General features: G+C 70.9%; 6 protein-coding genes and 1 pseudogene. 2 read left to right on the top strand and 5 right to left on the bottom strand.

Annotated elements, in window-relative coordinates; all coding sequences use genetic code 11:
• Positions 1-537: pseudogene (locus tag ACLQ24_RS11590) on the top strand (hypothetical protein); the annotation flags it as partial.
• 75 nt (positions 538-612) lie between these two features.
• On the opposite strand, the gene ACLQ24_RS11585 reads toward ACLQ24_RS11590, so the two are convergent.
• The 3 genes from ACLQ24_RS11585 to ACLQ24_RS11575 all read right to left on the bottom strand — a co-directional run bounded on the left by ACLQ24_RS11585 (position 613) and on the right by ACLQ24_RS11575 (position 3,344).
• Positions 613-1,221 (bottom strand): TetR/AcrR family transcriptional regulator, encoded by a 609-nt coding sequence (locus ACLQ24_RS11585; protein ID WP_425891082.1) that lies wholly within the window; start codon positions 1,219-1,221, stop codon positions 613-615.
• 11 nt (positions 1,222-1,232) lie between these two features.
• The gene (locus ACLQ24_RS11580) at positions 1,233-2,801 is read right to left on the bottom strand and encodes an MFS transporter (protein WP_425891081.1); all 1,569 of its coding nucleotides are present in this window, start codon (positions 2,799-2,801) and stop codon (positions 1,233-1,235) included.
• A 162-nt stretch (positions 2,802-2,963) separates the two neighbouring features.
• Positions 2,964-3,344, bottom strand: a complete 381-nt coding sequence (locus ACLQ24_RS11575) for a hypothetical protein (RefSeq protein WP_425891079.1) — start codon at positions 3,342-3,344, stop codon at positions 2,964-2,966.
• A gap of 137 nt (positions 3,345-3,481) precedes the next feature.
• Between ACLQ24_RS11575 and ACLQ24_RS11570 the strand changes: the two genes are divergently transcribed.
• The gene (locus ACLQ24_RS11570) at positions 3,482-4,375 is read left to right on the top strand and encodes an SPFH domain-containing protein (protein ID WP_425891077.1); all 894 of its coding nucleotides are present in this window, start codon (positions 3,482-3,484) and stop codon (positions 4,373-4,375) included.
• Positions 4,376-4,420: 45 nt separating this feature from the next.
• Here the strand turns inward: ACLQ24_RS11570 and ACLQ24_RS11565 are convergent, their stop codons facing one another.
• Together ACLQ24_RS11565 and ACLQ24_RS11560 are read right to left on the bottom strand one after the other, a co-directional pair.
• Positions 4,421-5,797, bottom strand: a complete 1,377-nt coding sequence (locus ACLQ24_RS11565) for a permease prefix domain 1-containing protein (RefSeq protein ID WP_425891075.1) — start codon at positions 5,795-5,797, stop codon at positions 4,421-4,423.
• The gene (locus ACLQ24_RS11560) at positions 5,794-6,159 is read right to left on the bottom strand and encodes a PadR family transcriptional regulator (protein ID WP_425891073.1); all 366 of its coding nucleotides are present in this window, start codon (positions 6,157-6,159) and stop codon (positions 5,794-5,796) included. Before ACLQ24_RS11560 ends, ACLQ24_RS11565 begins: the two co-directional genes overlap by 4 nt.
• Between the last annotated feature and the right edge of the window lie 2 nt (positions 6,160-6,161).

The raw sequence follows: 6,161 nt of genomic DNA, 5'->3' as shown, positions 1-6,161 counted from the left end.
CGAGGCAGGCAGGCAGGCAGGCAGGCCAAGCCGAGCCCAGGCAGGCAGCCCAAGCCAAGCCGGGCCGGGGTCGACGAGATCGACGAGCCGGACCGGGCGGACATCGTGGAGGCGGTGGCGGCGTCCCGCACCGAGGGACGCAGCGTACGCCGTGGTCCACTGTGGTACGCGGCGGTGGTGGCCGGTACGGAGAACCTGGGCGCGCCGGTGCTGCGTCCCGACGACGAGCTGGTCGACGCCGACCAGCGCATCCTGGAGTGGGCCGCGTTGGTGACCGCTCTGCTGCTGCTGTTCCGCCGGACGGTCGCGGAGGCCGAGGGGCGGGTCCGTGGCGAGTTGTTGGACGACCTGATCGCCCGGCCGCTGCGCGACACCGACGCGCTGCGCAGCCGGGCCCGTCGGCTCGGCGTGGACTTGGACGCGCCGCACGTGCTGGTGGCGGTGGGCGACGACGCGATCGCCGCGACCGGCTCGGCTCGGCAGCGGGTGCTCTCCTGGGCGCCCCGAGCGAACGTTGGAGGTGCAGTTGGCGCTGCGCCTGCACCGGCTGCGCGCCCCGGCGGGCTGACCCGACACACGGTCGAGAGAGCCCGGCCAGGGCGCGCGGTCGGGTCAGCGGGCCCGGATGCCGTCGAGGACGGCGTCGACGACCTGCGCCGGCAGCTTGCGGTCGTCCAGCTCCGGGTTCCACTGGAGTACGCGTTGGATCAGCATCGGCCCGGTGAGCAGCGCCATGGTCACCTCGACGTCGATGTCGGGCCGTAGCAGCCCTTCGTCGATGCCACGCCGCAGCACCTCGCGCATGAGCTGCCGCCGGGGCTCGATGATGTTCTGGTAGAGCTGGAACTGGTCCGGACTGCGGTTCACCGCCGGCACCAGGCACGGCATGATCTTCGCCGCGCGCGGGTCGACGTTCTGCCCGACCGCGCCGACCAGCAGGAGCAGGTCGTCGCGGACGGAGTGACCGTCCGGCTGCGGCATGATGCCCTTGAGCCGGCGCAGCGCATCGATCAGCAGCGCGTCCTTGCCGGCCCAGCGACGGTAAATGGTGGCCTTGCCGACGCCGGCGCGGGTGGCGATCGCCTCGATCGAGAGCGCCTCGACGGTGCTGCCCTCGGCCAGCAGGTCGAGAGTCGCCTCGACGATCGCCTCGTCGGCGCGGATGCTCCGCGGTCGCCCGGGCGACCGCGGAGCATCGGCGGTAGACGTCATGTCGGACATTCTCCCCGAACCTAGGCCGTCCCGGCCAACTCGGGCTCGGCGGCGGGGGCCGCCGACGCCGGAGCGAGCGCGTCGCGACCCGGCATCCACCGCAGCACCACCAGCATGCCGAGGGCCGCGACGATAGCGGACAGCGCCGCCGCCCAGTGCATGGCCGTGACGAAGGCGTCGTTGGCCGCCGAGATCAGCGTGGGCGCCGCCGGGCCGAGCCGTCCGGCGGCCGCGTACGCCCCGGAGATCGACTCGTTGGCGGCGTCCTGCGCCTGCGCGGGCAGGCCGGTCAGCGCATCGCCCACCTCGCTGCGGTAGACCGCGCTGAGCACCGAGCCGAGGACCGCCACGCCGAGCGCGCCGGCCACCTGGCGGATGGTGTTGCTCACCGCGGAGCCCACGCCGGCCTTCTCGCGGGGCAGCGCCGACATGATGGACTCGGTGGCCGGCGGCATGATGTTGGCCATCCCGGCGCCCTGGACGAAGAAGACGAGCAGCACGATCCAGATCGGGGTGGACGCGTCGATGAAGGCGAACGCGGCCAGCGTCACCACGGTCAGCCCCAGCCCCACGGCGGCGACCGCCCGGCCGCCGTAGCGGCGGACCATCGCGGCGCTGCGCGGCGCGAAGACCAACTGGGCCCCGGCGAAGGGCAGGAAGAGCAGGCCGGTCTGCAGCGGACTGTAGTCGCGGACCAACTGCAGGTAGAACGAGCTGAAGAACATCACGCCCATCGCGGCGAAGAACACCAGGCCGACGATCGCCACCGGCGCCGCGAAGCGCGGCACCTTGAACAGCCGGACGTCCAGCGACGGGTGGTCGGAGCGGAGCTCGTGCCGCACGAACCAGGCCAGCACGGCGAGGCCCACCAGGATCGAGCCCCAGGCCACGGGACGGTCGAACCCGTGCTCGCCACCGTCGATGATGCCGAAGGAGAGGGCCACCAGGCCGACCACGGAGAGCAGCACGCCGAGCAGGTCGACGCGGCCGGGACGCGGGTCACGCGACTCGGGGACGAGCAGCGCCACCAGGATCACGCCGGCGACGACCACCGGGACGTTGATCAGGAAGACCGAGCCCCACCAGAAGTGCTCCAGCAGCGTGCCGCCGAGGATCGGGCCGATCGCCACGGCCAGGCCGACCGCGCCGGCCCAGACGCCGATGGCACGGCCGCGCTCACGCGGATCGAAGACGTTGGCAATGATCGAGAGCGTCACCGGCATGATGGCCGCGCCGCCGACCCCCATCAGGGCGCGGGCCGCGATGAGCTGCGCGGGGCTGTCAGCGTACGCGGAGAGCAGCGACGCCAGGCCGAACAGCGCCAGCCCGATCATGAGGAAGCGCTTGCGGCCGGCGCGGTCACCGAGCACCCCGAAGGTGAACAGCAGGCCGGCGAAGACCAGGGTGTAGGAGTTGATGGACCACTCCAGCTCGCCCTGGCTGGCCCCGAGGCCGTGGACCGGGTCGGCCAGGGTGCGTAGGGCCACGTTGAGGATCGTGTTGTCGAGGACGACGACGAGGAGGCTGATCACCAGCACCCCCAGGATCGCCCACCTCCTCGGGTGTCCCGTGTTGTCGTGCAGCTCCATGCCCGGTTCTCCCCCCGGTTGCACCCGTTCCGCGATACGATACGGGCCAGACTCGTAACGGCGACCAGAGTACGACCGCCATTAACGATACGGAACTGTTTCGTATCGGAAGTGGCCCGCGTCACGTCTCTGCGCGACGCCACTCCCCCGGCTCCGGCTCGGTCAGGCAGGCAGCGACGGCGGCCGGCAGCGCGCCCAGGTGGCCCGCGGGCGCGGCGAGCGGTTCGATCCAGCCCGGTCCGGCGCCGTACACGCACAGGTGGGAGAGTCCCGGGCGAAGCGCACCAGACGGTACGCGCGGCCGGTGACCGGCGTCCGCGACCACAGCACGACGGTGTACGGACGCGCACGGCGCACGGCGCTGGTCAGCGCGGGCCACGGCAGCGCCGGCCCCAGGTGCAGGCAGCCATGCCCCCGCTCCCGTAGGGCTGCGGCAAGGGCGTGCAGGCCGAGCGAATGCGCCTCCTCCAGGTCCTCGGCCGCCAGCGAGACCCGCTTGAGCGCGGTCTGCACGGCGTCGGCCGGCATCGGATCGGTCAGCACAGACGTACCCCCGGGTAGAGAACACCTACCGGGGGTTCGCCGCGAGCGGGCGCGGCGGATGCGCCCGGCGCGGAATTTATCGGCGGCGGCCCGTCAGCCGTGCGGCGCGGCCCGACTTGACCCGACCTCCTAGATTGATGATCCACACAGCCCAGCGGAAGGCCTCCACCCCCATGCCTGTCGGCTTCACCATGGCGATCGTCTTCGCCGTCGCCCTGGCCGTCTGCGCCGTCCTGGCACTCGTCGCCCCCGCGCGGTCGCTCAAGCGGGTGACCGCCCTCGCCGCGCTCGGCTTCCTCGCGCTGACCCTGCTGGTCGGCGTCGCTTCCAGCGCCCACTCGGTACCCATCCGCTCGGTCGGGATCGTGACCAGCTTCGGCAAGCCGACCGGCGAGGTGACCGGCTCCGGCCTGAAGTGGGTGGCCCCCTGGCAGAAGGTCGGCGAGTGGGACGCGGGTCGGCAGAAGTACGACCACATCGGCGGCGACAACTGCGTCCGGGTCCGCACCGGGACGCTCGCCGACGCCTGCGTCGAGGTGCTCATCGAGTGGCAGGTCAAGCCGGAGAACGCGCCCAAGCAGTTCATGGACTACAAGGGCGACTTCGACAGCTTCCGGGGGCAGCGGGTGGGCGTGCAGCTCGACAGCGCGGTCAACGATGCGTTCGCCGCGTACAACCCGCTGGAGAAGATCGACGCCCGGACCGGTGACCTGAACGTGGACCTCAAGCCGTTCGCGGCGAACATCAAGACCAGCGGGGAGACCCGCCTCGCCACCGACGTCGACATCCTGTCGGTGACCATCACCCGGGTGAACCACGACGACAAGACCGAGGGCAACATCAAGGCGTTCCAGGACAAGCTGGCGCAGACCCGCAACCTGGAGCAGGACCGCAAGAACGCCGAGATCTCCAAGCAGATCACCGAGACCAACGCGAAGGTCGACAAGGTGACCCGCTGTCTGGAGATCGCCGAGAAGAACGGCGCCAACCCGGGCCTGTGCATCAATCCCGGCATCGTCACCGGCAAGTGACGCCGGTCGCCGGCCCACCCGCGAGCGTGGGCCGGCGACCGGCGTCTAGGCGTAGTGGAACAGCGGCGGGAAGACGAGGACCACGATCCAGGCCCAGGCGGCGTACACCGGCAGGTAACCGGTCTGCCACCGTTCGAGCGCCGCGAACGGCGTACGCCGACGGACGAAGCTCAGCAGGAGCCAGGCCGACCACGCGAGGTTGACCAGCAGGACGACGTTCTCGCCGAGGGCCGCCGCCCGGTTGGGCGTACCGCCGTAGTCGTCGGTGATGCGTCCGGTGATCTCGAACAGCACCAGCACGTCGATGGCCAGCGCGCTGATCACCAGCGCGAGTTGGAGCTTGTCGAACGCGCCGGGCGGTGCCAGCGGATCGCGGGCCGAGAGCGAGTAGAGCAGCAGTCCCAGCACCACGACCAGCAGCAGGTCGAACAGGATCAGCGCCTCGCGCTCGACGTCGATACCGTGGCTGGTCCAGACGACGGCGACGAGGAAGGCCAGGAGCGCGGCCGTGAACAGCGGGGTGAACAGCCGTGTGAGGACCGGCGCGATGTTCTCGACGACACTCTGCTTGGCCTCGACGAGCCACCCGGCCACGACGACCGCGGCCACCGCGCCGCAGGGCAGGAGCCACTGCGAGACGAACGCCTCCGGGACGATCCCGATGGCCTGGAAGGTGTTGAACAGGAACGCGGCGAGTACTCCGCCGCCGAGGGCCATCAGCACGAAGTAGATGAACCATTCGCCGGTGAAGCGGATGAAGTCCATGCGTCGACGTGTGGAGCGCCAGTCGTCGGCGACGTAGGCCAGACCGACCACGAGCCACAGCGCGATCGGCAGGTGGACGCCGCTGACGACGAGGGACTGCGAGTCGTCCGCCAGGGGGTAGACGTTCGCCGCCACCGCGCCGAGGACTAACAGCGCCACCAGCACCGCGATCACCACCGGTCGGACTCGCCGGCGCCAGGCGAGGAACGCCGCGAGCCAGGGCAGCGCGAACAGGGTGAAGTTGCGCGCGTAGAACGATCCGTCGTCGTCGAAGGTCAACCCGAACAGCGCGGGCACTTTGACGGACGCCACCGCACCGGCCGCCGCGCCGAGCATGACCCACAGGTCCCGCCGGGAGCGCGAACCGGCGGCCGGGTCGCTAAAGTCACCGGTCAGCACGAGCTGCTTCCACAGCCGTTCCGAATGTTCCCGGGCGAACTCGCGGGACAGTTCGTCGAGGCTGCCCATCCGTTTGACCGCGACCAGGAACGCCTCGTCGGAGCTGAGACCCGCCGCGACGAGCGCGTCGACGGAGCCGCGCAGGTGGTCTTCGAGCTCGTCGACGTCCGCCGGGCTCAGTGTCCCGCGGCGCAGCACGTACTGACGCCACTGCGCGACCTGCGACTCCAACTCCTGCGGACCGTCGTACGCCGTCACGCGAGACCCTCCAGCGGACGCGCCGGCAGCGGCGTACGGTCGTGCCAGATCTCCTTGAGCGCGGTCACGACCGTGTCCCACTGTCGGCGCTGCTCGGCCAACTCGGCCCGACCCCGGTCGGTGATCCGGTAGTACTTGCGTTTCCGCTCACCGGCGACCGACTGCCAGCTCGCCTCCACATAGGCCAGGCGCTCAAGCCGGTGCAGCAGCGGGTACAACAGCCCCTCGGTCCAGTCCAGCTCACCGCCGGACAGCTCGTTGATTCGCCGCAGGATGGCGTAGCCGTAGCTCTCACCCTCGGCCAGGATGCCGAGCACCATCGGCGTCGCCGACGCCGCGACCAGGTCCTTCGCGACCTTCACAG

The organism is Micromonospora sp. DT4, assembly GCF_049841675.1.
In the GTDB taxonomy this organism is placed as follows: domain Bacteria; phylum Actinomycetota; class Actinomycetes; order Mycobacteriales; family Micromonosporaceae; genus Micromonospora.
Note: the sequence above shows the minus strand (reverse complement) of the source record. Positions and strands in the feature narration are given on the sequence as shown.

What these genes read in the sequence shown, in the direction of transcription:
- ACLQ24_RS11585 (WP_425891082.1), bottom strand. Translation starts at nt 1,221, where the DNA reads ATGTCCGACATGACGTCTACCGCCGATGCTCCGCGGTCGCCCGGGCGA.
- ACLQ24_RS11580 (WP_425891081.1), bottom strand. Translation starts at nt 2,801, where the DNA reads ATGGAGCTGCACGACAACACGGGACACCCGAGGAGGTGGGCGATCCTG.
- ACLQ24_RS11570 (WP_425891077.1), top strand. Translation starts at nt 3,482, where the DNA reads ATGATCCACACAGCCCAGCGGAAGGCCTCCACCCCCATGCCTGTCGGC.